Here is a 22,957-nt window from a genome sequence, read left to right as displayed (position 1 = left end):
ACGTGTCCATCGCAGGCGACCCCGTGCTGGGCGACATGGTGCGCCACGCGTTCGACGCCGCCCGCGGGCGGCTGACGCCACAGGCCCCGCTGGGGGCCCGCACCTGGTTCAGGGTGGGCGGTGCTGCCGAATGGCTCTACCAGCCAGCCGACGCGCAGGACCTGGCTTATGTGCTCGGCCGTCTTTCGCCCGAACTGCCGGTGACCACGCTGGGGGCATGTTCGAACGTGATCATCCGCGATGGCGGGCTGGAAGGCATTGTCATCCGCCTGGCCCGGGGCTTTGCCGATATCACCATCGAAGCCGATGGCATTGTCGCGGGCAGCGCCTGCCTGGACGCGACGATCGCCGAACACGCGGCCCAGGCCGGGCTGGGGGGGCTGGAATTCCTGGCCGGCATTCCCGGCTCCATCGGGGGGGCCGTGCGCATGAACGCGGGGGCTTACGGTTCGGACATGGCCGCCGTGCTGGACTGGGCGGAGGTCATTACCCGCGACGGCGCGCTGCTACGCCTCGATAACGCGGGTCTGCGCTTTGGCTACCGCCGTTCCGGCCTGCCCGAAGGGGCTGTGGTGGTGCGTGCGCGCCTGCACGCCACCCCCGACGACCGTGCGGAGATCGCGCGCCGTATCGCGGGTATCCGCACCGCACGCGAGGACTCCCAGCCCGTACGCGCCCGCACGGGGGGCTCCACCTTCCGCAACCCCGATGCATCCGTCAGCACACGCAAGGCGTGGGAGTTGATCGATGCGGCGGGCTGCCGTGGCCTGCGCCGGGGCGATGCGCAGGTCAGCGAAAAACACTGCAATTTTCTTATCAATCTGGGTGGGGCCAGTGCCGCCGACCTGGAAGGCCTGGGGGATGAGGTGCGCGAGCGTGTGGCCCGGCATTCCGGCGTAAGCCTGCATTGGGAAATCAAGCGGCTCGGCCGGATGGAGACAACGCCGCAATGACAGCCCCGACCCTACCGCAAACCCCCAGGGCACCGGCAAAGCGCATCACCGTGCTGATGGGCGGCATATCCTCCGAACGGGAGGTCAGCCTGTCCTCTGGCAAGGGGGCGCGGGAGGCACTGGCCAGCCTGGGCTATACCGTCAGCACGCTGGACCCGGGGGCCGATCTGGCCGAACTGGTCACCGCCCTGGCGGCGCAAAAGCCCGACGTGGTGTTCAATGCGCTGCATGGGCGTTTTGGCGAAGATGGCTGCATCCAGGGCGTGCTGGACTGGATGGGCATTCCCTACACGCATTCGGGCGTGCGGGCTTCGGCCACTGCCATGAACAAGGCCGCCGCCCGCAACGTGTTCCTGGCAGCCGGCCTGCCCGTGGCCGAAGGCCGGGTGATCGACATTGCCGAACTGGCGGAAAAAGACCCCCTGCCCGCCCCTTACGTGATCAAACCCGTGTGCGAGGGCTCGTCCGTGGGCGTGTCCATTATCCGCCCGGGTTCCAATTCCCGCCCCGCCATCGTGCGGGACTGGACATTCGGCACGCAGGCGCTGGTGGAACGCTTTATTCCGGGGCGTGAAATCACGGTGGGCGTCATGGGCACGCGCGCGCTGACCATAACCGACATCACCCCCAGTGCGGATGGCCATTTTTACGACTATACCGCCAAATACGCGGCAGGCGGGTCGCGCCATGTCCTGCCTGCGCAGATCCACCCCAAGGCCGCACAGCAGGCATTGGAGGTCGCTGTAGCGGCCCATCAGGCGCTGGGCTGCGCCGGGGCGTCCCGCGCGGATTTCAGGCTGGACGACACAAACCCCGACAGCCCGCAGCTTGTGCTGCTGGAGGTCAACACCCAGCCGGGCATGACCGCAACATCGCTGCTGCCCGAACAGGCGGCCTATTGCGGCATTCCCTACCCCGAACTGTGCAACTGGCTGGTTGAGCAGGCCGCCTGCCGCACATGAGGCCCCTTACCCCCCCGGACCGTCCATCGCGCCTGAAGCTGTTTCTGAAACGGCAGAAGCAGCTTGTGCGGCCACTGGCGGGGGTATTGGTGCTGGCCGCACTGGGCGGGGCGGCGTACAGGGCATTGCAGCTTCCCTCCATGCAGGCGCGGCTTGCGCCCTTGCAGACCAGGCTGCTCGGCGCCAACGCCCTGCGGGTGACCGCCATCAATATCGAAGGCGCGCAACTGACGGATGAAGCCGCCATACGCCGCGCCCTTGCCATTTCGGTGGGCGACCCGGTGTTGAGCTTCAGCGTCTCAGGCGCGCGGGATCGGCTGAACGCGCTGCCCTTTATCGACCATGTCACGGTCGCGCGGCACCTGTCGGGGGAGATCGATGTCTCCATTGTCGAGCGCCCCCCTTATGCCGTGTGGCAGCACCAGGGCCATTTCACGCTGATCGACCGCCAGGGCCAGCCCGTGCCGGACCAGGGCGCCAACGGCAAGGACGCCCAGGCCTTTACAAAACTGCCGCTGGTAGTGGGCGAAGGGGCCAACGAAACCGCGACCGCCCTGATCGAGACGGTCGCCCTCGAACCCGAACTCAAGGCGCGGGTGACGGCGGCCGTGCGCGTCAGCAACCGGCGCTGGAACCTGACCCTGCGGGACGGCACGACCATATTGCTGCCTGAGGGGGAGGAAACGGCGGCCATCCACCGCCTGGCACAACTGAACACCACGACACAGTTGCTTGACCGCCCGGTGGCGTTTATTGACATGCGCCTGCCCGACCGGCTGACCATACGCGAACGCCCCGCCCCCGCGAATGACGCCCAGCCCGGCAAGGACACTCAGGCAGAAGCGGACATGCAGGCCGGGGCCGAGACGACACACCCGGCAGCCGATACCCCGCCCGGCACGCCTGCGGCCCGGCACCCGGTGGCGGCGCCCATGGGTGAGGGCCCGGCCCATGCGGCCCATGCCCCGGCGAAAGCCGTTCAGAAGAAAGCACCGGAGGATACACAGAATGAATGACACGGCGCGTTCACCCTCCCCCAATTCCTCCGAACTGTCTGAACGGCTGCAACGCAAGCGGGGTACGGCATCGGCCAACCTGTCGCTGCATGTGGGCGGGGCGGAAGGTGCACTGCCCCTGCCCCCCAGCGAGAAAAAACGCCACGTGCCGCAATGGCGCAGCGGCTACAGTGCCGTGCTCGATATCGGGTCGAGCAAGATCACCTGCCTGATCGGCAAGGGGGAACCCAACGGCGCCCTGCGGGTGGCAGGCTATGGCTGGCGCAAGTCCGCAGGGGTGCGCAACGGTGCGATCACCGACCTGCGCGATGCGGAAGCCGCGATCCGCGCCACCGTCGCGCAGGCGGAAACCATGGCCGAGCGGCCCATAGACAAGGTTGTGGTCAACCTGTCCTGCGGGCACCCGGCCAGCCGCCTGTTCAACGTACACTGGCCCATTGGCGGGCGCGTGGTGACGGAAGCCGATATCCGCCGTGTCGTGACCGAAGGGCGCGTGCAGGCGGCCGTACAGGGGCGCGAGGTCATTCACACCCTGCCCATAGACTTCACGGTGGACGATACCGAGGGCGTGTCCGACCCCAGGGGCCATTTGTGCGAAACGCTGCGGGCAAGGCTGCATATCATCGATGCGGCGACCACGGCCCTGCTCAACCTGGAAACCGTGCTGGCCCGGACCGAGCTGAAAATGGAGGCCCTTGTGTCCTCCCCCCTGGCGTCGGGCCTGTCGGTGCTGGATGCCGATGAACGCGACCTGGGCACCACGGTGGTGGATCTGGGTGGCGGGACGACATCGCTCGCGGTATTCGGGGAAGGCCAGTTGCTGCACACCGCCCAGATCGGTGTGGGGGGGCTGCATGTCACGCGCGATATCGCACGCGGGCTGAGCACCTCGCTCGACAATGCGGAGCGGCTCAAGACAGTGTATGGCAGTGCCGATCTGTCCGCCGATGTGGAAGACGAGCTTGTGACAGTGGAACTGCTGGGCAATGACGTGCCGCAGTTCGAACAGATATCGCGCGCGCAGCTTGGCCGGATCATCCGCCCCCGCATGGAGGAAACGCTGGAACTGGTGCGCGAAAAGCTGGACGGTGCCGGGCTGGGCATGGCGGCAGGCGGGCGGATCGTGCTGACCGGCGGCGGATCGCTGCTTGAAGGCATCCGCCCCTTGGCCGAGCGCATACTGGGCGCCCCCACCACCATGGGGCGCGCGGGCGGCGCCAGCTTTACGCGCTCGGTGCGCCTGGGGCGGCCCAAGCACATTGTCGGCCTGCCCGAAAATACCGCCGCCGCCGCCGGGTTCGCCACGGTGGCGGGGCTGCTGTTCTGGGCCGCCAGTGCCGAGCGCCCATGCGGCGATGTTGAATTCCGTGAGGCGGCGCCAAGTGGTTTTTTACGTAAACTCGTCGCTTTTCTACGCGAGAGGGTTTGATCTGGCGACAGGAACACTGGTAGACTTTGTGCCAACAACGGTCTTGCGACCCTTCAAGATAACCCCGTTAACATTCGGGAGCCGCCCATGACGCTCAACCTCACTGTCCCGCCCCAGACGCATGACGATTTCTCCCCGAAAATCACGGTTGTCGGGGTTGGCGGCGGCGGCACGAACGCGGTTGACAACATGATCGCCTCCAGCCTGAACGGGGTGGAATTCGTCGTCGCCAATACCGATGCGCAAAGTCTGGCCAAAAGCCTGGCCGATAACCGTATCCAGCTCGGCCCGCACCTGACCCATGGCCTGGGTGCCGGGGCCAAGCCCGAAGTCGGGCGGGCGGCAGCCGAAGAAGCGGCCGATGAAATCGCCCGTTACCTGGACGGCGCGCATATGGTGTTCATTACCGCGGGCATGGGTGGCGGCACCGGCACGGGGGCTGCCCCCATCATTGCCCGCATGGCGCGCGAGCGGAATATCCTGACCATTGGCGTGGTCAGCAAGCCGTTCAAATATGAAGGCAAGCGCCGCGCCGACATTGCCGAGGACGGTATTCGCGACCTGCAGCAATATGTCGATACGCTGATCGTCATCCCCAACCAGAACCTCTTTCGTATCGCCAATGAACGCACCACCCTGCGCGAAGCCTACAAGCTGGCGGACGAAGTGCTGAACATGGGCGTGCGCGGCGTGACGGACCTGATGATCGAACAGGGCTACGTCAACCTGGACTTTGCCGATATCCGCAGCGTCATGGCCGAAATGGGCAAGGCGATGATGGGCACGGGCGAGGGCGAGGGCGAAAACCGCGCCGTGGAAGCCGCCGAGCGGGCCATTTCCAACCCGCTGCTGGAAGACACCTGCATGGCTACCGCCAAGGGCCTGCTGGTGAACGTGACCGGCGGCGAGGACATGACCTTCTTCGAAGCCGAGCAGGCGTTCAACCGCATCTGCGCGGAAGTGCCCGAAGAAGCCAACATGATCTTCGGCACCGTGATCGATGAAAAAATGAACGGGCGTATCCGCGTCTCCGTGGTTGCGACGGGCATCGACACCCCCCCCGCGGGAACGCAGGCAGCCCCCATGCAGCCCCATGCGCAGATGGCCCCGCAGGCCGAAGCCCCCATGGCACGCCACCCCAATGCCGCCCCGCAGGGTGGGGCACCCGCCCAACCGCAGTTCGACCCCGCCGCACAGCATGCCCCGGCTGCACAGCGCGCCAATCCAGCCCCATTGGGGGCCCCGATGGGTGCCCCCCTAGGCGCGCCGATGGCCGGGCAGCAGCCCGCACCGCAGCCCGGCATGGGGCAAGGCGGGCCATTTGCGGGCAACGCCTATCCGGGCAATATTTCCGGCACGGGCATGCCCAACGCATCGGCCCCGCCCGCGCATTCCGTGCCCGGGCAGGCAGGTGCCGCCCGGCTGCAGCCTGCCCCGGCACCTGCTGCGTCCAAGCACGCGAACCTGTTTACCGAACCGCCGCGCCCGGCCCCCTACCCGCAGCAGGATCCCGCATCGCGCAGCCTGTTCGGTCGCGTAACCGGTGCGTTCCGGCGTAATCCGGGCACCGATCCCCGGCAGGAACCCGCCCCCCAGACCCGCCCATCCGTCAGTCAGGCAGAACAGAATGAAGGATTGCGCCCGGGTGAGGGAGAAACCGGGCTGGAAATTCCGACTTTTTTAAGGCGCTAGGTCATCTTTTATTCATAATTTGGGCCGCCCCGCCCTCGGGCGGCCCTTTTTTTATGTAATAGAACGCAATAATCATTGACTCGCATTGGTCGGTGCCGGGCTTTAAGCATTATTACAGATATTTCGGCCATCTAGACTTGGGATACCCAGATGATGGACAGCCTGCTGAGGGAACCGCCCCCTTCTTCCATTACGGCGGAAACGCGGAACTCTGCTGCATTTCCACTGCGGGGCAAGCCTGCCCTGGCGGTGCAGAAAACGCTCCGCCAGCCCATTTCGGCCTCCGGCACGGGGCTGCATACCGGCCAGAGCATTCGCCTGATCCTTCAGCCGGCGCCGGCGGGCCATGGCATTGTGTTCCAGCGCACCGACCTGGCGGATGCCGCCCCCCTGCCCGCGCGCTACGACACTGTGGTGGAAACGCGCCTGAGCACGGTGCTGGGTGAAAGCGCCCGCCCCGAAAACCGTATTGCCACCATCGAACACCTGATGGCCGCCTTCCATGGCTGCGGCATAGACAATGCCTGCGTGCTGGTGGACGGCCCGGAAATTCCCGTATTCGATGGCTCGGCGGCGGATTTCGTCTTCCTGCTGGACTGCGCGGGCACCGTGGCCCAAGGCGCACCCCGGCGGATGATCGAGGTTCTCAAGCCTGTTCGCGTCGAACAGGGCGATGCATTTGTCGAATTGCTGCCCGCATCGGGCGGGCGGCTGCATCTTTCGCTCAGCATCGATTTCGCGGCGCGCGCCATCGGGCACCAGAGCTATACGCTGGACCTGGGTGCGCGGGCCTTCCGCGAGCAGCTTGCGCGCAGCCGCACCTTTACCCTACGGGCCGAAATCGAGGCCCTTCACAAGGCCGGGCTTGCCCGCGGCGGCTCGCTCGACAACGCCGTGGTGGTAGATGACGACCAGGTTCTCAACCCCGGCGGGCTGCGCTGCCCGGACGAATTCATCCGCCACAAGGTGATGGATGCGGTGGGCGATCTTTATCTGGCAGGTGGCCCGCTTACGGCCCATTTCCGCGGGCATCGTTCGGGCCATGGGCTGAACAATCAGGTGCTGCACAAGCTTTTTGCCGACCCAAGCGCCTGGGCCTACGCATCGGACCGTCAGGCCATTGTTGCCGCGGCGTGAGTGCGGGTGTGTGCCTGGACTTGCAGGGGTCGGGCGGGCCCTGCACGCATTATTTTTCAGGAACTGCCTTTTTTCCATGCACCGCTGACAAACTTTGTTTCCTGACTTTTCTTGACCAGCCGGCATGCTATAAGACCCTGTCTCTATCTGCGAGCCGGTATGTCTGATATTTCTGTAAAAGCTTCGCCAGCCCGTCTTGGTCTGTCCCGTCTTCTTGCCACCATCATGCTCGGCGGGCTTGCGGGTTGCGGCCTGTTCAAGTCCGACAAGCCACAGGCCGTGCCCCAGCTCGCACCGCCCGAAACGCTGTACAATAACGGCATCGATGCGCTGCAAACGCACCGCTACGCGCTTTCGGCCCTTGAATTTGAAGTCCTACAACAGAATTATCCGTATTCCGGCTACATTCCCAATGCGCAGTTGATGGAAGGCTACGCCTACTACCTGCAAGACAAATATCCGGAATCGGTCCAGCAGCTTAACCGCTTTATCAGCCTGCATCCGACCAGCACCGACGCGGCTTATGCCTATTACCTGCGCGCCCTGTGCTTTTACGAACAGATTGCCGATGTCCAGCGCGACCAGCAGGGCACGGCCGAAGCCATGGACGCGCTGGAGGAAGTGATAACCCGCTTCCCGCAAAGCAAATACGCCCGTGACGCGCAGTTGAAGATCGATCTGTGCCGCGACCATCTGGCCGGCAAGGAAATGCTGGTCGGCCGCTATTACCAGCGCGAAAAAAATTACGAAGGTGCCATCAACCGCTATCAGCGCGTGGTGCAGGACTTCCAGACCACCAACCACGTGCCCGAAGCGCTGGAACGCATGGTGGAGGTGTACCTGACCCTGGGCCTGACCGACCAGGCCCGCAAATCCGCCACGGTGCTGGGCTACAATTATCCGGGCAATGAATGGTATGCCTATGCTTACGACAAGCTGAAATACCATCACGCGCTAAGCAACAAGCTGCCCCTGCCCGGCACGCCCGCAGGTGCTACCCTGACACCGCACCCGCCCGAGCCCGGCACGCCAGAGGCCCAGAAAACCCAGGCCCCGGCCCCCACCGCCCTGAATGACGGCCACGGGGCTGCCGGGGCGAATGCGCCGACGGATCTCAAGAAAGCGCCGCTCACGCCCGTGAAGGCGGAACCCGCCCCCTCCGACGACGCGCAGCCCCCCGCCCCGACCATTGCCCCCGCTCCGGCACCGGTGACGCAGTCACGCGTGCTCAATTAAAGCTGTGTCACGTTCTTTTTTCTTGAAATAGGAACGTAACAAGAACATACAGATGTGCGAAAAAGCTGCCCGTACGGCAGCAGGAGCAAGGTGCCCTTGCCATTCAGGCGCGTGCCGAACCGCTTGCGCATGAAGGGTGCGGGAAATCCTGGTCAACAGGGTAGGAAGCGGGACGCCGGATGTCGCGATGCTGACAAATCTTTCCATCAGAGACGTGGTTTTGATTGAAGCGCTTGATCTGTCGCTTCATTCCGGCTTTACGGCCCTGACGGGGGAAACCGGGGCTGGCAAGTCCATCCTGCTCGACAGCCTGGGCCTTGCCATGGGCGAGCGGGGCAATGCCGGCCTGGTCCGCGCCGGAGCGACCGAGGCCCGGGTGACCGCGTGTTTCGAAATGCCTGCGGAACATGCTGCTTTTGCCATGCTGGACGAACAGGGCATTCCGGCCGAAGCAGGCGATCCGCTGGTCCTGCGCCGCGTGATCTCCAAGGAAGGGCGTTCGCGCGCCTGGGTGAACGACCAGCCTGTGGGGCTTGCCCTGCTGCGCCGTATCGCCATGACGCTGATCGAAATTCAGGGCCAGCATGAACAGATGGGGCTGGCGGACAGCACCACCCATCGCGGCCTGCTGGATGCCTACGGCATCAAACCATCGCTGGCGGGGGATGTCGCGCGCGCCTTCGAGACCTGGAAGAACCTGTGCGCGGAACTGGAAACCGCCCGGCGCGAACTGGATGAGGCCGCGCGCGAGGAAGAATGGCTGCGCCACACGGTAGACGAACTGGCGACCCTGGCCCCTCAACCGGGAGAGGAAAGCCTGCTGGCCGAACAGCGCCACGGCCTGCAACAGGCCGAACGACGGGGTGAGGCCGTAGCCGCCGCCCTTTCGGAACTGACATCGCGCGATCGCCGCAATCCCGGGCCGGGAGCAGCCCTGCGGGCTGCCAGCCGTGCGTTGCTGCGCCTTCTCCCCAATGCCGGGGCTGCCACCCCCACCCAGCCCGACACGCAGGAAAGCCTGGCTACAGAGGCGCTCACCGCCTTGGAAAACGCGGAAAATGCCCTGGCGGAGGCCGAAAACCTGCTCTCCCGCCTGGCGACCGATACCCAGGCCAATCCGCGCCTGCTGGAAGATACGGAAGAGCGGCTGTTTGCCCTGCGCACGGCAGCGCGCAAGCATAATGTGGCGGTGGATGACCTGGCCGGGCTGCTGGCCACGTTATCCGCGCGGCTGACAGGGCTTGAAAACGGCGCCACCCAGCTTGAGGCCCTGCAAAAGGCCACGGCGGAGGCCCGCGCCACCTATATCGAAACCGCCCGCCTGCTGACTGACGCCCGCACCCGCGCAGCCCGCAGGATGGAACAGGCGGTTACGGCGGAACTGAAGCCCGTCAAGCTGGAAAAGGCGCGTTTCCTGGTGGAAATCCAGCCCCTGCCCGCCGAACAGTGGAGCCGGCATGGGGTGGAGCAGGTGACATTCCTGATCGCCGCCAATCCGGGCCAGCCAGCGGGCCCGCTGGCCAAGGTGGCATCAGGCGGGGAACTGTCGCGCCTCATGCTTGCCCTCAAGCTGGTGCTGGCCGGGCAGTCGGGCATTGGCACGCTGATCTTTGATGAAATCGACGCGGGCGTGGGCGGGGCTACGGCGGCGGCCATTGGTGAACGCCTGCACCGGCTGGCGCAGAATGTGCAGGTTCTGGCTGTCACGCACAGCCCGCAGGTGGCTGCCAGCGCGGATGCCCATTTGCGTATTGGCAAACAGACCCGCAACGGCCAGACACAGACCCACGCAACACCGCTGAACCACACAGAACGACAGGAAGAAATTGCGCGGATGCTCGCAGGCGATACCATAACAGACGCGGCCCGCGCGGCCGCAGCCAGCCTGCTGGGGTCCGGCGCATGACCCTGCCCGATCAGGAAGACGCAATCCGCACCCTCCCGCCCGAGGAACTGGACAGCGCACAGGCCCGCGCCGAACTGGCCCATCTGGCCACCCTGCTGGCCCACCATAACGAGGCCTATTACCGCCACGATGCCCCCGAGATCAGCGACGCCGCCTATGACGGGCTGCGCCAGCGCTACAACGCCATTGCCGCCCTGCACCCGGATGCGGAACCCAAGGACAGCGCCGCCCAGGCCGTGGGGGCAGCCCCCGACAGCGCCTTTGGCAAGCACCGGCACCTTGTTCCCATGCTCTCGCTGGACAACGTATTCGACCGGGAGGATTTCGAAGGGTTCATAAGCCGTGCGACGCGTTTTCTGGGCCTGAATGCTGAAGGGGCCGAGCATCTGACCCTGGTGGGCGAACCCAAGATCGATGGGCTGTCCATCAGCCTGACTTACGAAAACGGTGTGTTCACCCGTGGCACCACGCGCGGTGACGGTGCCGAGGGTGAGGATGTCACGGCCAATCTGCGCACCTTGCGCGACCTGCCGCACCGCTTGGCCGGTCCCTGCCCCGAGCTGATCGAAATCCGTGGCGAGGTGTTCCTGTCCAAGGCGCATTTCCTGGCCCTGAATGCAGCACAGGAGGCAGCGGGCAAAAGGCTGTTCGCCAACCCGCGCAACGCAGCCGCCGGGTCCTTGCGCCAGCTTGACGCACGCATTACGGCCGAACGTCCGCTCTCGCTCTTTGCCTATGCGCTGGGGTTTTCCTCCGCCGCACCCACGCAAAGCCACTGGGCTTACCTGCAGCAGTTGCAGGACTGGGGTTTTCCGGTCAATCCGCTCTCGCGCCGGATCGCAGGGGCCGCACAGGCGGAAGCCTTCTTCGATCAGGTCAGCACCGAACGCGCCGCCCTGGCCTACGATATCGACGGCGTCGTGTACAAGATAGACGACCTGGCCCTTCAGGAACGGCTGGGCTTTGCCGGCCGCGCACCGCGCTGGGCCATTGCCTGGAAGTTCCCCGCTGAACAGGCCACCACCACCTTGCGCGAGATCGAAATCCAGGTCGGGCGGACCGGCGCGCTGACGCCCGTTGCCCATCTGGACCCGGTCAATGTCGGGGGTGTGCTGGTCACGCGCGCGACCTTGCATAACGAGGATGAAATTACCCGCAAGGATATCCGCCCGGGCGATCGGGTGTTTATCCAGCGCGCGGGCGATGTCATTCCCCAGGTGCTGGGGGTTACCCCGGGCGCCCTGGACGCGCCGGACCGCGCGGCACCCTACATTTTCCCCACCCATTGCCCGGCCTGCGGCGCGCTGGCCCTGCGCCCCGAAGGCGAGGCCGTGCGCCGCTGCACGGGGGGGTTGACCTGCCCGGCGCAGGTCGTGGAACGGCTGATCCATTTCGTGTCGCGCCAGGCCTTCGATATCGAAGGGCTGGGGGAACGCAGTATCCGCGAATTCTACGAAGCCGGGCTGATCCGCACCCCGGCTGATATTTTCAGGCTGCACACCCATGCCGCCGAACTGGAAAAGCGCGAAGGCTGGGGCGAGCAATCCGTCGCCAACCTGCTGGGCGCGATAGAAAGCCGGCGCACCATAGAACTTTCGCGCTTCATCTACGCGCTGGGCATTCGCCGCATCGGGGCGAGCAATGCCCGGCTGGTGGCCCGCCATTACGGGTCTTACGCGAACTGGCTGGCCCAGATGCAGGCAGCATCCATCATCGGTTCGGACGCGCGGCTGGAACTGGGCTCCATTACAGGTATCGGCACCACCACGGCCGAGGATCTGGTGGCTTTCGTGGCGGAGGAGCACAACCGCACCACGCTTGAGGAACTGCACGAAGCCCTGGACATTACGGATGAGGTCGCACCGCAAAGTGGCGCCCTGGCGGGCAAGACGGTGGTGTTTACCGGCACGCTGCTGACCATGACCCGGCCGGAAGCCAAGGCCACCGCCGAACGCATGGGAGCCAGGGTTTCGGACTCGGTGTCGAAAAAGACCGATCTGGTCGTTCTGGGCGAAAAAGCGGGCTCCAAGGCGAAAAAGGCCCTGGAACTGAATATCCAGACCATGGACGAGGCAGAATGGAACGCCTTCTGCAATAGCCGAAACAGCAGTCCTGCACCGACGGATTGATAAGGGACAGCTTTGGTGCAGAGATTGCTCGACGCGGGAAATTGCGGCATGTTATGGTGACGTCAAGGGTGGATATATTCGTCGTCCAGAACCAAAAATAAAAATTCGTGCGCAATGCGGCCCCTTACCCCGGTACACACACCACCCTGACATCCGGGATTGTGGCCCTGCTGCACACAACAATGAAGTGAACGGCAAACATGACCAAGTGGATCTACAGTTTCGGTGCGGGCCAGAGCGAAGGCAACGCCGGAATGCGCAATCTTCTAGGCGGCAAGGGCGCCAATCTGGCTGAAATGGCCAATATCGGCCTGCCCGTGCCCCCGGGGTTTACAATCACCACTGAGGTCTGCACCGCCTTTTACGAAAACGGACGCAAATATCCGGCCGATCTGGAAGCCCAGCTCGAAGCGGCGATGGGCCTGATCGAAAAGGCCATGGGCCTGCGTTTTGGTGACGCCAAGGCCCCGCTGCTGGTTTCCGTCCGCTCGGGTGCGCGCGTGTCCATGCCGGGCATGATGGATACGGTCCTCAACCTGGGGCTGAACGACAGCACGGTCGAAGGGCTGGTCCAGTCCTCGGGCGATGCGCGTTTCGCGTGGGACAGCTACCGCCGTTTCATCCAGATGTACGGCTCCGTCGTTCTGGGTGTGGCCCATCACAGCTTTGAAGACCTGCTCGAACAGGTCAAGCGCGCGACCGGCAAGCATGACGATACCGCGCTGAGCGCCGAGGAATGGCAGGAAGTCGTCAAGGGCTACAAGCAGATTGTCGAGCGCGAGACCGGCAAGGCTTTCCCCGAAAACCCCAAGGATCAGCTCTGGGGTGCGATCGGTGCGGTGTTCGGATCGTGGATGAACCCGCGTGCGAACACCTACCGCAGGCTGCATGACATTCCCGCAAGCTGGGGCACGGCTGTCAATGTGCAGTCCATGGTGTTCGGCAACATGGGCGATGACTGCGCCACGGGTGTATGCTTCACGCGTGACCCGTCCACGGGCGAGAACATTTTCTACGGCGAATATCTGATCAACGCCCAGGGCGAGGACGTGGTGGCCGGTATCCGCACGCCGCAGCCCATGGCGGCCAGCCGCGCGGTCGAAGGCCAGTCCCCCATGGAGACGGTCCTGCCCGGCGCCTATCAGGAACTGCTCAAGGTTCGTGACCTGCTTGAACGCCACTACCGCGACATGCAGGATATCGAATTCACGGTGCAGGCCAACAAGCTGTACCTGTTGCAGACCCGTTCGGGCAAGCGCACCGCCGCCGCCGCCCTGCGTGTTGCCATCGACATGGCCAAGGAAGGGCTGATTACGCAGGAGGAAGCGATAACCCGCGTGCCTCCGGCATCGCTCGACCAGCTTCTGCACCCCGTGCTCGACCCCAAGGCCCAGCGCCAGTTGCTGACGCGCGGCCTGCCTGCCTCCCCCGGGGCTGCGACGGGTGTCATCGCCTTCTCCGCGGAGGATGTGGAAGACCGTGCGGCCAAGGGTGAGGATGTCATCCTTGTCCGAATCGAAACCTCCCCCGAAGACGTGCATGGCATGCACGCCGCGCGCGGTGTGCTGACCACACGTGGCGGCATGACATCGCACGCCGCCGTGGTTGCCCGTGGCATGGGCCGTGTGTGCGTGGCCGGTGCCGGCGGCATTGCCGTGGATTACGCCGCCCAGACGCTGAGCGTGGATGGCCATGTTCTCAAGGCCGGGGACTGGATCACGCTCGATGGCGGCACGGGTGCGGTCTATAACGGCCGCGTGCCGACCATTCCGCCCACGCTTTCGGGCGATTTCGCAACCCTTATGGGCTGGGCCGATTCCGTGCGCCGCCTTGGCGTGCGCGCCAACGCCGAAACACCCGAAGACGCCCAGACCGCCCGCCGCTTCGGTGCGGAAGGGATCGGCCTGTGCCGTACGGAGCACATGTTCTTCGGCCCCGACCGGATCGGCCATGTGCGCCAGATGATCATGGCCGATAGCGAAGCCGCGCGTGCCAAGGCGATCGATGCCCTGCTGCCGTTCCAGCGTTCCGACTTCGCCGATCTGTTCCGCATCATGGCGGGGCTGCCGGTGACCGTGCGCCTGCTGGACCCGCCGTTGCACGAGTTCCTGCCCCATGGCGAAAGCGAACTGGCTGAAATTGCCAAGGCCTTGGGCAAGGACGTGGAAAGCCTGCGGGCCCGTCGCGCTGCCCTGTCTGAAGCCAACCCGATGCTGGGTCATCGCGGCTGCCGTCTGGGGATCACCTACCCCGAGATCTACGCCATGCAGGTGCGCGCCATTGCCGAAGCGGCACTGGACGTTTCTGCTGAAACGGGCAAGGCGGTCATTCCCGAAATCATGATCCCGCTGGTGGGCACCAAGGCTGAGCTTGATCTGGTGCGCAAAGCCTGCGAGGCGACGCTGAACGCCGTGCTGGACGAACGCAAGGCCAAGCTGACCTACACTATCGGCACCATGATCGAACTGCCGCGTGCGGCCATTACGGCGGACCAGATTGCCCAGAGTGCCGATTTCTTCTCCTTCGGCACCAATGACCTGACGCAGACCACGCTGGGGCTTTCGCGCGATGACGCGGGTTCGTTCCTGCCGGAATACGTGGAAAAAGGCCTGCTGCCGCAAGACCCCTTCATTTCCATCGACCGTGAGGGCGTAGGCGCTCTGGTGCGCATGGGTGTGGAAAAAGGCCGTGCGACGAAGCCGGACCTCAAGCTGGGTATCTGCGGCGAACATGGTGGCGACCCGCTCTCGATCTCCTTCTTCGAGGAAGTCGGGCTGGACTATGTCTCGTGCTCGCCTTTCCGCGTGCCGGTGGCCCGGCTGGCCGCGGCCCAGGCCGCCCTTGCCGAACGCCGCAACAAGGCTGTCAAGGCCTGAGACCATAATGGCCGCCCTGCTGGGGCGGCCATTTTCAATCAGACATCATGCAAAACAAACTCACCCTTCATCTCGTTTCCGAAGCCACAGGCCAGACGCTCGATTCGGTTGCCCGGGCCTGCATTGCGCAGTTCCCCAATACCGATGTCAGGCTGCGGCACTGGAACCTTATTCGTACCCAGATCCAGCTCAGGCGCGTGCTGCGCAATATCGCGCTTGATCGCGGGCCGGTCATGTCATCCCTGACGGACCCGACCCTGCAGGCCGATATGGAGGCGGGGTGTGCCAGCATGCAGGTCCGCCTGCTGGACGTGCTGGACAACGCCCTGCGCTTCCTGACCGAGGAAACGGGGGAAGCCGCGACCCGCCACCCCGGCGGCCAGTACATCATGGATGAAAGCTATTACCAGCGCATTGAGGCCATGCATTACGTGCTGGCCCATGATGACGGGCAGGAGACCAAGGGGCTCGACAACGCGGATGTGATCCTGGTGGGTGTTTCACGTGTATCGAAAACGCCGACCTGCTTTTACCTGGCCAACCGGGGCATAAAAGCCGCCAATGTGCCGCTGGTCATGGGGCTTGAACCGCCCGCCCCGCTTTTTACCACCAAAAGACCCGTGATCGGGCTGACGATCGACCCCGAACGGCTGATTGAGATCCGCCGCAACCGTCTTTCGCAAATGATGCCGAGCGGGCGACAGGCTGCCTCGGCCGCGGATTACGCCTATGTCGATCTGGAAAAAGTGCAGGAAGAACTGCATTGGGCGCGCAGGCTGTGCCGCCGCCATAACTGGCCGGTGATCGATGTCACGCGCCGCTCCATCGAGGAGACATCGGCCGCCATTCTTGATCTCGTGGATATGAACAACTAGGGGCTGCCGCCCTCGAAGTCGGACGGTGCCGGCCCAGGAATTTCAGGCAGAAAAGTGCGGCCCGATCGCTCCGGCCGCCATAAGGGCACTTTAACAGGGCAGCCGCCCTGAAGCGTGTTTCAGAAGATAAAAGTTTTTGGGTGTCGCCTTTTTTCAAAACGGTGAGGGTCTTTGAAGCTCTTTGAAAAAAAAGCTTCACCAAAAACTTTTATCTTTATTCCACAAATCTTTACCTCTATTCCGCCATTTCGGCGGCGGTCAGGTGCTGGATCTGCGTGGCCTGACCCTGGGCGTTGTAGTAAATGACACTGCTGCCGCGCCGCTGGGCGTAGCCATCGGGTTTGCCATCCTGTGTCCAGAACAGCAGGCGGTTGTTTTCAGGCTGTTCCATCACCTTGTCGCCGGGCGGGCGAAACTTGTATTTGGCAAAATCCCTCTGCGCGCGGGGCAGCGGCGGCTTGGCGGCAAGCCTGCGCATTTCCGATGGGGTATGCACGCCCTCCCCGTCCGAGTCGTCATCCGCCATGGCGACATTGCCTGACACCACCGGCAGGGCGAACACCCACAGGCTGGCCAGCGCCATCCATATTTTCAGGCCCGGTTTTTTACGGCGTAACGGCATCATGCCCCATAAGTCCCTCTTGCTTTGGCGTCTGGCCAGAACATTGCCATTCTTTGGTCCATAGCCGCAATATGGGCACACCCACAGGCCCTGCAAGTAGGCCCGCCTGCCCTTGCTGCGCCACGGGCCGAGATTGTATGCCTGTCCCATGACCCAGACCCTTACCGGCCCCTTTTCAGCGGAGCTGGATATCAAGAAAAGCCGGTTTCTGGCCAACGCCATGCCCGTGGGCTCGGTGGCGGAGGCCGAAGATTTCATAGCCCGCGTGGCGGCAGGCGCGCCCGAGGCCACGCACCATTGCTGGGCCTGGCAGGTCGGACCGCATTGCCGCTGCCATGACGATGGCGAGCCCTCGGGCACGGCGGGCAGGCCTATCCTGCAGGTCATCACGGCGCAAAAGCTGGACCGGGTGGCGGTTGTCGTAACCCGCTGGTACGGCGGGATCAAGCTGGGTGCAGGGGGGCTGGTGCGGGCCTATGCGGGCACGGCCGCCGAATGCCTGCGCGAAGCCCCGAAGGAAGAACTGATCGAACGCGTGCGGCTGAGCTTCCATTGCCCGTTTTCGCTGGTCGGGCTCATGCAGGGCCGCGTACCCGAATGGGAGGTCGAGGTCGAACCCCCGACGTTCGACGCCAGCGGTGCGCAGTTCGTCCTGCTGCTGCCCGCCGGACGGCAGGAGGAGATCACCGCGCGGATCATGGACCTGACAAACGGCCAAGCCCGGATCCATCTGCTGGAAGACTGAAAACCCGCAGGGGCGTGTTTTAGCGCGGAATAACCCAGCCGCTGCCCGTGGAATCGCCCACCTGGCCGGACCCGAACGGGCCGGAACTCTGGTAAGCCGAGCCATAGCGCGAAATATCGGCACCCGTTACGGAATCGCGCTGCACCTTGGCCAGATGGTCCGGATCGTCCCCATGTTCGAAATCCATGGACGGCGCGTCCTGGTAGCCCGGCGGCAGGCTGCGATGCCCGTGCACGGTCTTTTTCTCGGACCCCGCGCTGGCGGTGCTGTCGGGCGCCATGTTCGAGTTCGAATTGCCTTCGGAAAAGGAGACGTTGTCGTCCGGCATCATGGTGGGGTCCGCGTACGCGGCAGAAACGCCGCCAAGCAGGCCGACGCCCATGCACAAACCGCACGTAGCGGTTACAAATCGTTCACGCAGCAGCGCCATCGCGCATCACCCCGCAGTCTAAAGGAACACTCCCACCCCGCACGCAGTATCGGGTGCAGTGGTGGACTTCTTTTTCAGTATGGCATCGTGTTCACAAAAATCCAGACTTTCCGGCCCGGAGCCCTGTTGAACGCATGGCTCGCCACCGCGCAGGGCATATCGCAATCCGCACCGGCCAGATCGGATTTGCCTAATTCATGCATTTTGGACATAAAGGCACTCCTTTCCGGCGGATCGTCCTTCGCCGGGTTGTTTTCACCCATCCCCTCACTATGTGCCTAGACATAGATATGGAACTGACAGGAACCGCGTTATGAGTGCAACGCTCACCCAGCCCACCCCGACGTCTGCGACCTGGATGCCGGACAGCTGGCGTTCGTTTCCTGTCAAGCAGCTTCCCACCTATCCCGACGCGACAGCGCTGAGTGCTGTGGAAGAACGGCTTGGCGCTTATCCGCCGCTGGTTTTCGCCGGGGAAGTGCGCCGCCTGCGCAACCATCTGGCCCAGGCGGGCCAGGGCAAGGCCTTTGTGCTGCAAGGTGGGCCCTGCGCTGAAAGCTTTGGCGAATTCAAGGCCGATATCGTGCGCGACACGTTCCGCGTGCTGTTGCAGATGGCCGTTGTGCTGACCTTTGGCGCCAAGGTGCCGGTCATCAAGATGGGGCGCATGGCCGGGCAGTTCGCCAAGCCGCGTTCATCGGACATGGAAACGGTGGACGGCGTCAGCCTGCCATCCTACCGGGGCGATATCATCAACGGGCCGGACTTCACGCCTGAAGCGCGTATTCCCGACCCCGTGCGCATGGAAACCGGTTATTTCCAGTCCGCCGGAATCCAGAACCTGCTGCGCGCCTTCTCACGCGGGGGGTATGCCAACCTGCATGAGGTGCATCGCTGGAACCTGGGCTTTGTCAAGCGCTCGCCCCTGGAATCGCGCTACCGCGCCATGGCCGAACGCATTGGCGAGACCCTGGCCTTCATGCAGGCCTGCGGGATCGATGCGGCGTCCTCCGCACAGGTGGATGAGACCGAGTTCTACACCTCGCACGAGGCCCTGCTGCTGCCTTACGAGCAGGCGCTGACACGCGTCGATTCCACATCGGGCGAATGGTACGACTGTTCGGCCCATTTCGTCTGGATCGGGGATCGGACCCGCCAGCCCGATGGCGCGCATGTCGAATTCCTGCGCGGGGTGCGCAACCCCATCGGCATCAAGGTGGGCCCCACGAGCAGCGTAGACGATATCAGGCGCCTGACCGAGATCCTGAACCCCACGAACGAGGCGGGGCGTATCACGCTGATCTCACGCATGGGGGCCACGAAGATCGAGGAATTCCTGCCCCCGCTCATGCGCGCGGTCAAGGAAACGGGCCGGGCCGTCACATGGCTGAGCGACCCCATGCACGGCAATACGATCTCCACTCAGCAGAAAGTGAAGACACGTTCGTTCGACGCCGTCATGGGCGAGGTCAAGGGCTTTTTCGCGGTCTGTGCGGCCGAGGGCGTGCCCGCGGGCGGCGTGCACCTGGAAATGACCGGCCAGGACGTGACGGAATGCGTGGGCGGCGCCCATCGCCTGACGGAAGACGATCTGGGTGACCGGTACGAAACCTTCTGCGACCCGCGCCTGAATGCGGAACAATCGCTCGAACTCGCCTTCCTGATTGCCGAGGAACTGACGGGCAAGCTTTCCGCCCGGGGCTGATCACACACGCGGGTGGTGGCTTTACGCCACTGCCCGCAATGCCCATCATGCCGACAGTGCCCATGGCAAAAAGAGCAGACCGCGCATGACATCTTCCTCACCCACCGTGCCCCCGCCCGGCGTGGCCAGCGCCCAGGCGGCGGCGGCCCTTGCAGAACCGGACATTCGCGCCCGGACCGATTCGTACTTCAACCGCACAAGGCAGATTGTCAGCCGCTTCGGGGACTGCACCGTCACCTATGCGTTTTTCATCCGCCGTCCGGTGGTGTCCGCCCCCGCGATCATGCTTGCGTGGTTGCAGAACGTCATGGCCGAACGCCAGAGCCCGTATTCGGTGGAGGTTGTCCACCCTGAAGGCGAATGGGTGGGTGCGGGGGAACCGCTCGTCTATATTACCGGTTCCTTCACTCATCTGGCGGATCTGGAAACGCTTTTGCTGCAAAAGCTGGGCAGCCCCTGCGTTGCCGCCCACCGCGCCTACCAGATTGCCCTCTCGCTCCCGCGCACGCGTTTTCTTGCCATGGATGCGCGCCATTGCGCGGGGTATGAAATGCAGGAACTCATGGCCTATGCCGCCTCTGTCGGGGGGCGTGCCGCCCAGCGCGATGGCGCCATAGGTTTTGTCGGCACCGCCAACGACGCAGTCGCTCCGTTTTTCGAAACCAGCCATGGCCTTGGCACCATGCCCCATGCGCTGATCGGTTATGCGGGATCCACCGTGCGGGCGGCGGAAATGTTCCATGAGGAATTTCCCGAAACCGATCTTGTGGTGCTGGTGGACTATTTCGGGCAGGAAATTACCGACGCGCTGGCCGTATGCCACCGTTTTCCCGACCTTGCGGCCGAAGGGCGGCTGTCGGTGCGGCTGGATACGCATGGCGGCCGCTTCATGGAAGGGCTGAACCCGCAGGAATCCTACGCCGTGGTGAACCGCCACGCACCCGGCGCGCTGCGCCGTTTTCGTTCCGACAAGGAACTGCGCTACCTGATCGGCACGGGCGTATCCGCCGCCGCGATCTGGAAAATGCGCGAAGCCCTGGACGAAGCGGGCTTCCCCAAGGTGCGCATTGTCGCCTCATCCGGCTTCGGGGTGACCAAATGCGCCTGCATGGCCGACGCACGCGCCCCGGTGGACGTGGTGGGCACGGGTTCCTATATACCCGAATGGTGGAACGAGACGTACGCCACAACCGATATTATTGCCTATGACGGCGTGGAACGGGTGAAAATGGGGCGGGAATTTCTTTTCCCCTCCTCCCGGCCCCCCAAGGCGGAGACAAGTGGACCATGACAGAAGACGCCAGCACGCAAGACCAGCCCACCGGCGGGGCAGAGGCCGAAGGCTGGAAGGTCCGCATTCTGGACCTGTCCGGCCCGGAGGATGATAACACGCTTGAAACTGTTGGCGTTTTCCACGACCTGGCCCATGCCAACGCCTTTGCCCGGGCCTATGTGCGCGACAGTGTCGAACGCTGCCGCACACCGGGTGCATCCGCCCGCGACGTGCTGGAAGCGTGGTTCACCTTCGGGGAAGACGCGCAGGTGATCGATGCGGGGGACGATGGCTGGCGTTCGGCCAATGAACTGGACGACTTCACGGCCACCCCGGCCACGACCATGGAGCGCGACTGGCGCATGCTCGACCCGCGCCGCCTGATCGAAGACGATGAAGCCGCCATTGCCGAAGCCTACGCCGAGGGGGATGAGGAGGAGGATGGTTTTGTCCCGCCCCGTGGCCCCGATCATCTGTAAACCGGTCATCTGCAAATAGGCCATGGCCACGCGCCTTGCCTCTGGCTTTTTGGCCTCTGGCGTTTTTGCACCATTCGCGGCATAAGCCTCGGTCATGAAACTTCGCTTCGCGCCCAGCCCCACCGGTCTTTTGCACGTTGGCAATGCCCGTCTTGCCATTGCCAACGCCCTGTACGCCCGCAAACATGGCGGACAGTTTCAACTCCGCATCGATGATACCGACACCGCCCGCTCGCGCGAGGATCTGGTCGATGCAATCCGCCAGGACCTGTCATGGCTGGGTGTGCAGTGGGATGAAACCTTCCGCCAGAGCGAACGTCTGGCGCGCTATGCCCGCGCCATCGAGGTGCTGAAGGAAAGCGGTCGGCTTTATCCCTGCTTTGAAAGCGAGCATGAACTGGCCGCCAAGCGCGAAACCCAGATCCGCCAGCGCCGCGCCCCGGTTTATGACCGCGCAATGCTGAAAATGACCGCCCAGCAGCGCGCACAGGCCGAAGCCAATGGCAAGGTGCCTTACTGGCGCTTCAAGCTGTCGGGCACCATCATGCGCTGGCGCGACATGGTGATGGGCGATTGCCAGGTCAAGCTGCCATCGGTCTCCGACCCGGTTCTGGTGCGCACCGATGGCACGGTGCTGTACACCCTCGCCTCGGTCGTGGATGACCTGGAAAGCGGGATCACCCATATTATCCGTGGGGAAGACCACGTGACCAATACCGGCGTGCAGATCGACATTGCCGACGCATTGGGTGCGCGGCCCGAGCATTTCCGCTTCGCGCACCTGCCCCTGCTGCTGGATGAAAACGGCGGCAAGCTGTCCAAGCGTTTCGATGCGTGTTCCCTGCGCACCCTGCGCCAGGACGGGGTGGAAGCCGAAGCCCTTGTGGCCTATCTGGCCCGCCTTGGCAGTTCAGACGACCCGGCTCTTCTGCCCTTTGCCGAACAGGCGCAGCACTATGACCTGTCGCATATCTCGCGCTCTGCCGCGCGGTTCGATACGCGCCAGTTGCTTGCCCTCAACCACAGGCTGCTGTCGCAGACCCCCTTCGCGTCCGTTGCCGACCGCCTGCCGCCCGGTGCGACAGAGGCGTTCTGGCTGGCCATTCGCAGCAATATCGAACTGCTTTCCGAAGCAAAGCTGTGGTTCCAGGTCACGACGGAGGACATCGTGCCCCCCGTGCAGGATGGGGAAGACAGTTTCCTGAAGGAAGCGGCAGGCCTGCTCCCCCCCGAACCCTGGGACCAGACCACCTGGAAAAGCTGGACCGCAGCCGTGCGCGACCATACCGGCCGGTCGGGCAAGGGGCTGTTCCACCCCCTGCGCGTCGCCCTGACGGGGGAAGAACACGGCCCCGAACTGCGCGATCTTTTGCCGCTGATCGGGCGGCAACGCGCCTTGGCACGGCTGCTTCCCAGCGGGGCCTGAAGCCCGTAGGCTGGGGGTGCCCCTTGCTGCGCTAAAAGTTTTTGGGTGTCGTCCTTTTTAACAAAG

General features: G+C 64.2%; 19 protein-coding genes. 16 read left to right on the top strand and 3 right to left on the bottom strand.

Annotation, left to right across the window (positions count from 1 at the left end; translation table 11 throughout):
• Window positions 1–35: 35 nt before the first annotated feature.
• The 11 genes from murB (at window position 36) to J2D77_RS14770 (ending at window position 16,211) form a co-directional block, all read left to right on the top strand.
• Entirely contained in the window at window positions 36–953 is a 918-nt protein-coding gene (gene murB / locus J2D77_RS14820; RefSeq protein ID WP_230975855.1) for a UDP-N-acetylmuramate dehydrogenase, read from the top strand.
• Window positions 950–1,915: a D-alanine--D-alanine ligase gene (locus J2D77_RS14815; RefSeq protein WP_207847111.1), complete on the top strand. Its 966-nt coding sequence runs from the start codon at window positions 950–952 to the stop codon at window positions 1,913–1,915. The genes murB and J2D77_RS14815 overlap by 4 nt, the downstream gene beginning before the upstream one ends.
• Window positions 1,912–2,931, top strand: coding sequence for a cell division protein FtsQ/DivIB (locus J2D77_RS14810; RefSeq protein ID WP_207847110.1), 1,020 nt, complete (start codon window positions 1,912–1,914; stop codon window positions 2,929–2,931). Before J2D77_RS14815 ends, J2D77_RS14810 begins: the two co-directional genes overlap by 4 nt.
• Window positions 2,924–4,360 (top strand): cell division protein FtsA, encoded by a 1,437-nt coding sequence (ftsA, locus tag J2D77_RS14805; protein ID WP_207847109.1) that lies wholly within the window; start codon window positions 2,924–2,926, stop codon window positions 4,358–4,360. The genes J2D77_RS14810 and ftsA overlap by 8 nt, the downstream gene beginning before the upstream one ends.
• Window positions 4,361–4,447: 87 nt before the next feature.
• Window positions 4,448–6,052: a cell division protein FtsZ gene (gene ftsZ / locus J2D77_RS14800; RefSeq protein ID WP_207847108.1), complete on the top strand. Its 1,605-nt coding sequence runs from the start codon at window positions 4,448–4,450 to the stop codon at window positions 6,050–6,052.
• A 153-nt stretch (window positions 6,053–6,205) separates the two neighbouring features.
• Entirely contained in the window at window positions 6,206–7,189 is a 984-nt protein-coding gene (lpxC, locus tag J2D77_RS14795) for a UDP-3-O-acyl-N-acetylglucosamine deacetylase (RefSeq protein WP_207847174.1), read from the top strand.
• 159 nt (window positions 7,190–7,348) lie between these two features.
• Window positions 7,349–8,425: an outer membrane protein assembly factor BamD gene (locus tag J2D77_RS14790; protein ID WP_207847107.1), complete on the top strand. Its 1,077-nt coding sequence runs from the start codon at window positions 7,349–7,351 to the stop codon at window positions 8,423–8,425.
• Window positions 8,426–8,612: 187 nt separating this feature from the next.
• Window positions 8,613–10,331, top strand: coding sequence for a DNA repair protein RecN (recN, locus tag J2D77_RS14785; RefSeq protein WP_207847106.1), 1,719 nt, complete (start codon window positions 8,613–8,615; stop codon window positions 10,329–10,331).
• Window positions 10,328–12,460 (top strand): NAD-dependent DNA ligase LigA, encoded by a 2,133-nt coding sequence (gene ligA / locus J2D77_RS14780; RefSeq protein WP_207847104.1) that lies wholly within the window; start codon window positions 10,328–10,330, stop codon window positions 12,458–12,460. Before recN ends, ligA begins: the two co-directional genes overlap by 4 nt.
• A 200-nt stretch (window positions 12,461–12,660) precedes the next feature.
• Window positions 12,661–15,336 carry a pyruvate, phosphate dikinase gene (ppdK, locus tag J2D77_RS14775; RefSeq protein ID WP_207847100.1) on the top strand — a complete coding sequence of 892 codons (2,676 nt, stop codon included), beginning with the start codon at window positions 12,661–12,663 and terminating at the stop codon, window positions 15,334–15,336.
• A gap of 47 nt (window positions 15,337–15,383) precedes the next feature.
• Entirely contained in the window at window positions 15,384–16,211 is an 828-nt protein-coding gene (locus tag J2D77_RS14770) for a pyruvate, water dikinase regulatory protein (RefSeq protein ID WP_207847098.1), read from the top strand.
• 235 nt (window positions 16,212–16,446) lie between these two features.
• On the opposite strand, the gene J2D77_RS14765 is transcribed toward J2D77_RS14770, so the two are convergent.
• Window positions 16,447–16,836: a hypothetical protein gene (locus J2D77_RS14765; RefSeq protein ID WP_230975851.1), complete on the bottom strand. Its 390-nt coding sequence runs from the start codon at window positions 16,834–16,836 to the stop codon at window positions 16,447–16,449.
• Window positions 16,837–16,981: 145 nt separating this feature from the next.
• Between J2D77_RS14765 and J2D77_RS14760 the strand changes: the two genes are divergently transcribed.
• The gene (locus J2D77_RS14760) at window positions 16,982–17,578 is read left to right on the top strand and encodes an IMPACT family protein (RefSeq protein WP_207847096.1); all 597 of its coding nucleotides are present in this window, start codon (window positions 16,982–16,984) and stop codon (window positions 17,576–17,578) included.
• 19 nt (window positions 17,579–17,597) lie between these two features.
• Here the strand turns inward: J2D77_RS14760 and J2D77_RS14755 are convergent, their stop codons facing one another.
• The gene (locus J2D77_RS14755; protein WP_207847094.1) at window positions 17,598–18,008 is read right to left on the bottom strand and encodes a hypothetical protein; all 411 of its coding nucleotides are present in this window, start codon (window positions 18,006–18,008) and stop codon (window positions 17,598–17,600) included.
• Between the two features lie 74 nt (window positions 18,009–18,082).
• Window positions 18,083–18,271 carry a hypothetical protein gene (locus J2D77_RS14750; protein ID WP_207847093.1) on the bottom strand — a complete coding sequence of 63 codons (189 nt, stop codon included), beginning with the start codon at window positions 18,269–18,271 and terminating at the stop codon, window positions 18,083–18,085.
• A gap of 50 nt (window positions 18,272–18,321) precedes the next feature.
• Between J2D77_RS14750 and J2D77_RS14745 the strand changes: the two genes are divergently transcribed.
• The 4 genes from J2D77_RS14745 (at window position 18,322) to gltX (ending at window position 22,891) form a co-directional block, all read left to right on the top strand.
• On the top strand, window positions 18,322–19,713 hold the full coding sequence (locus J2D77_RS14745) for a class II 3-deoxy-7-phosphoheptulonate synthase (RefSeq protein ID WP_207847092.1): 1,392 nt from the start codon (window positions 18,322–18,324) through the stop codon (window positions 19,711–19,713).
• 85 nt (window positions 19,714–19,798) lie between these two features.
• On the top strand, window positions 19,799–21,004 hold the full coding sequence (locus J2D77_RS14740; protein WP_207847091.1) for a nicotinate phosphoribosyltransferase: 1,206 nt from the start codon (window positions 19,799–19,801) through the stop codon (window positions 21,002–21,004).
• Entirely contained in the window at window positions 21,001–21,465 is a 465-nt protein-coding gene (locus J2D77_RS14735; protein WP_207847090.1) for a hypothetical protein, read from the top strand. Before J2D77_RS14740 ends, J2D77_RS14735 begins: the two co-directional genes overlap by 4 nt.
• Window positions 21,466–21,559: 94 nt before the next feature.
• Window positions 21,560–22,891 carry a glutamate--tRNA ligase gene (gene gltX, locus J2D77_RS14730; protein ID WP_207847089.1) on the top strand — a complete coding sequence of 444 codons (1,332 nt, stop codon included), beginning with the start codon at window positions 21,560–21,562 and terminating at the stop codon, window positions 22,889–22,891.
• Window positions 22,892–22,957 lie beyond the last annotated feature (66 nt).

The sequence above is a fragment of the Acetobacter garciniae genome (assembly GCF_017377735.1).
Taxonomy (GTDB): domain Bacteria; phylum Pseudomonadota; class Alphaproteobacteria; order Acetobacterales; family Acetobacteraceae; genus Acetobacter; species Acetobacter garciniae.
The sequence above is the reverse complement of the archived record's forward strand: the minus strand, read 5'-3'. Positions and strand labels throughout refer to the sequence as shown.

What these genes read in the sequence shown, in the direction of transcription:
- J2D77_RS14770 (WP_207847098.1), top strand. Translation starts at nt 15,384, where the DNA reads ATGCAAAACAAACTCACCCTTCATCTCGTTTCCGAAGCCACAGGCCAG.
- J2D77_RS14745 (WP_207847092.1), top strand. Translation starts at nt 18,322, where the DNA reads ATGAGTGCAACGCTCACCCAGCCCACCCCGACGTCTGCGACCTGGATG.
- gltX (WP_207847089.1), top strand. Translation starts at nt 21,560, where the DNA reads ATGAAACTTCGCTTCGCGCCCAGCCCCACCGGTCTTTTGCACGTTGGC.
- J2D77_RS14735 (WP_207847090.1), top strand. Translation starts at nt 21,001, where the DNA reads ATGACAGAAGACGCCAGCACGCAAGACCAGCCCACCGGCGGGGCAGAG.
- ftsZ (WP_207847108.1), top strand. Translation starts at nt 4,448, where the DNA reads ATGACGCTCAACCTCACTGTCCCGCCCCAGACGCATGACGATTTCTCC.
- ligA (WP_207847104.1), top strand. Translation starts at nt 10,328, where the DNA reads ATGACCCTGCCCGATCAGGAAGACGCAATCCGCACCCTCCCGCCCGAG.
- murB (WP_230975855.1), top strand. Translation starts at nt 36, where the DNA reads ATGGTGCGCCACGCGTTCGACGCCGCCCGCGGGCGGCTGACGCCACAG.
- J2D77_RS14760 (WP_207847096.1), top strand. Translation starts at nt 16,982, where the DNA reads ATGACCCAGACCCTTACCGGCCCCTTTTCAGCGGAGCTGGATATCAAG.
- ftsA (WP_207847109.1), top strand. Translation starts at nt 2,924, where the DNA reads ATGAATGACACGGCGCGTTCACCCTCCCCCAATTCCTCCGAACTGTCT.
- recN (WP_207847106.1), top strand. Translation starts at nt 8,613, where the DNA reads ATGCTGACAAATCTTTCCATCAGAGACGTGGTTTTGATTGAAGCGCTT.
- J2D77_RS14755 (WP_207847094.1), bottom strand. Translation starts at nt 18,008, where the DNA reads ATGGCGCTGCTGCGTGAACGATTTGTAACCGCTACGTGCGGTTTGTGC.
- ppdK (WP_207847100.1), top strand. Translation starts at nt 12,661, where the DNA reads ATGACCAAGTGGATCTACAGTTTCGGTGCGGGCCAGAGCGAAGGCAAC.
- J2D77_RS14810 (WP_207847110.1), top strand. Translation starts at nt 1,912, where the DNA reads ATGAGGCCCCTTACCCCCCCGGACCGTCCATCGCGCCTGAAGCTGTTT.
- J2D77_RS14765 (WP_230975851.1), bottom strand. Translation starts at nt 16,836, where the DNA reads ATGATGCCGTTACGCCGTAAAAAACCGGGCCTGAAAATATGGATGGCG.
- J2D77_RS14740 (WP_207847091.1), top strand. Translation starts at nt 19,799, where the DNA reads ATGACATCTTCCTCACCCACCGTGCCCCCGCCCGGCGTGGCCAGCGCC.
- lpxC (WP_207847174.1), top strand. Translation starts at nt 6,206, where the DNA reads ATGGACAGCCTGCTGAGGGAACCGCCCCCTTCTTCCATTACGGCGGAA.
- J2D77_RS14815 (WP_207847111.1), top strand. Translation starts at nt 950, where the DNA reads ATGACAGCCCCGACCCTACCGCAAACCCCCAGGGCACCGGCAAAGCGC.
- J2D77_RS14790 (WP_207847107.1), top strand. Translation starts at nt 7,349, where the DNA reads ATGTCTGATATTTCTGTAAAAGCTTCGCCAGCCCGTCTTGGTCTGTCC.
- J2D77_RS14750 (WP_207847093.1), bottom strand. Translation starts at nt 18,271, where the DNA reads ATGGGTGAAAACAACCCGGCGAAGGACGATCCGCCGGAAAGGAGTGCC.